Origin of the sequence: Burkholderia sp. 4NA327C6, from assembly GCF_005502655.1 — a bacterium.
Classification (GTDB): Bacteria; Pseudomonadota; Gammaproteobacteria; order Burkholderiales; family Burkholderiaceae; genus Burkholderia; species Burkholderia contaminans.
Genome location: NZ_SCNZ01000110.1, coordinates 1 through 2,585, shown reverse-complemented (window position 1 = coordinate 2,585; position 2,585 = coordinate 1). Strand labels below are relative to the sequence as shown.

At 60.2% G+C, this 2,585-nt stretch carries 3 protein-coding genes; all 3 read left to right on the top strand.

What is annotated here, in order from left to right; translation table 11 throughout:
- The first annotated feature begins 86 nt into the window (after window positions 1-86).
- From FFS49_RS41685 to FFS49_RS41675, 3 genes are read left to right on the top strand one after another with little or no spacing between them, the layout of a single operon-like run.
- Window positions 87-575, top strand: coding sequence for a transposase (locus FFS49_RS41685; RefSeq protein ID WP_105815031.1), 489 nt, complete (start codon window positions 87-89; stop codon window positions 573-575).
- Entirely contained in the window at window positions 551-904 is a 354-nt protein-coding gene (tnpB, locus tag FFS49_RS41680; protein ID WP_060090864.1) for an IS66 family insertion sequence element accessory protein TnpB, read from the top strand. Before FFS49_RS41685 ends, tnpB begins: the two co-directional genes overlap by 25 nt.
- A gap of 30 nt (window positions 905-934) precedes the next feature.
- The gene (locus FFS49_RS41675) at window positions 935-2,515 is read left to right on the top strand and encodes an IS66 family transposase (RefSeq protein ID WP_060090866.1); all 1,581 of its coding nucleotides are present in this window, start codon (window positions 935-937) and stop codon (window positions 2,513-2,515) included.
- Window positions 2,516-2,585 lie beyond the last annotated feature (70 nt).

Below are 2,585 nucleotides of genomic sequence, written 5' to 3'. Positions count from 1 at the left end.
GTATGCGATCCGTTAACGACGTCCTTGTCTAGAAATCGCTTCACTCTGATGCTACGTGTCCACGTGGACAGCTGGTATCAGAGTGTATGAGTGAAAAACGAGACCTGCGTAGCCGACTGGTCATCGGCCGAAAGCGAGATGGGCGCCGAGAATATGACGATGCCGCTCGAGACGAACTGGTACAGATCTGCCTGCAACCTGGCGTTTCAATAGCACGGACCGCCATGGAGCATGGTCTCAATCCGAACCTCCTGCGCAGTTGGATCGCCCGCTACCAGAAGATTCAGGCGCAACTCGAACACGAGCGAGTCGCTCGAACGCCCGCGATTTCTGACGGCGTCACGATCGACCTCCCCAGTACGCCATCGGCGTTCGTGCCGATCGTAGCGGCTACCGCATCGCCGTGCGCACAACCACCAGAGCTATTGCCTGCAACTCGACCGATGGCGCTCTCGCTGCACGTGAGTCTATCGAATGGCGTTGAGTTCGATCTTGGCGAAGCAAGCATCGACGAATTGGCCACCGTCATTCAAATGCTCGGGAGGTTGCCGTGTTCCGGTTCGACGAAGGCTTGAAGGTCTACCTGCACCGCGATCCTGTCGACTTTCGGTACGGCATGAACAGCCTCTCGATTCTCGTCGAACAGTCGATGCGCCTGAACCCGATGGATGCGTCGCTCTACGTGTTCGGCAATCGACGTCGCGATCGGATCAAAATCCTCGGCTGGGATGGGAACGGCTTCTGGTTGCTAATGAAGCGCCTCGAGGCTGATCACTTCATCTGGCCTGACAAGAAAACCGAAGTCGTGACCATGACGACGGAGCTGCTGCACGCGTTGCTCGACGGCGACGACATTACCACGGTCCAGCGGCATCCGACGCGGAAATATTTACGCGTGAGCTGAACATCGAATTGGCATGCCTGTCCAATCAGCATGCCGATTCAAGTCACCGTCACCGCCGATGAACTGGCCGCGCTGCTCGCGATACGTGAGCAGCACGCAGCGCTTCAGCAAGAGCGAGACGAATTGCGTAGCATGGTGCGTCTCGTGACTGCGGAACGCGATCTGGCCGAAGAGCGACTGCGCTCCTACCGTCGCGAATTGTTTGGCGCGAAGAGTGAAGCACGGGACTCCGATCAGCTCGGCCTGTTCAACGAGGCCGAAGCGCTGGGCGCAAACGCGACGCCCGCGCAGGAAGATGCACCCGATACGACGGTCGTCGCCCATACGCGCAAAAAGCGCGGCCATCGCAAACCGCTCGATCCCAACCTGCCGCGCGACATCGTACGGCACGAACTACCCGAAGCCGAACGCTTCTGCGTGATCGACGGTCACGCACTCGTCGAGTTCGGCGTGGAGATCAGCGAACAGCTCACGGTGATCCCTGAGCAGCTTCGGGTGATCCAGCACCAGCGCGTCAAATATGCGTGCCCGTGCTGTGAGCTCGGCATCAAGGTGACGCCGGCGCCGCCACGTATCATTCCCCGCGGACTGTTGAGCGAATCGGCGCTCGCGTGGATTGCCACCGGCAAGTATCAGTTCGGCATGCCACTGTATCGGCAAGCCGGTTTGCTGCGCCGCTTCGGCGGCGACATCTCATCGAACACGATCGCCGCGAGCATGGTTCGCGTCGGCCTTGCTGCGCAGCCCGTCATCAACCTGATGCGCGACGCGCTGCTTGATGCCGAGCTGATCTACTGCGACGAGACGACGCTCCAGGTGCTGAAAGAAGAAGGCCGCCGCGCGCAAACGAAGAGTTACCTGTGGGCGCAGATGACGGGTTCGGGTATGCCCATCCGCTGCTTTACCTATACACCGGGACGTGGCGCCTGGCTTGGCGACAAGCTGTTCACCGGCATCCGTGCGGGCGCGGTCATGATGACCGATGGCTACGAACCCTACAACGACATCGCTGAGCGTCACCAACTCGTACATCTGGGATGCTGGGTTCACGTGAGACGGTACTTCGTTAAAGCGGAAGACAGCGTGCCGAAGGCAGCGCGCACACCGGATCTGCTCGCGACGCGCTTCATCAAGCTGGTCGGCAAGCTGTTCGCGGCCGAAGCGCGTAGTGAAACATGGTCGGCATCGCGACGACAGCGATTGCGACGACGTTACAGCACACATGTGCTCGCAGCGATCCACACGCTGATGGTCGAGCAGTCACCCGGTGTCGCGCCGAAGAGCCTGCTCGGCAAGGGGTTAACCTATCTGCGTTCGCAGTGGCCGAAGCTCATCCGCTACGTCGAAAACGGCGACTGGCCGATCAGCAACAACCCCTGTGAAAACGCGATTCGGCCGTTCTGCGTCGGCCGCCGCGGATGGTTGTTCAGCGATACCGCCGACGGCGCGCACGCGAGTGCCAATCTGTACTCTCTCGTCGAGACCTGCAAGGCGAATGGCATCGACCCCTATCGCTATCTCACCTGGCTGTTCCAACACCTACCGCTAGCAAAGAGCGTCGACGACTACGACGCGTTGCTGCCCTGGAAAATGCCGGCCGACCTGCGCTGATCCGCTTCCTTACCGCACCTCAAGCGCTCCACCGATTTGCTCTGAGGGACGTCATTCGTGGATCGCATAC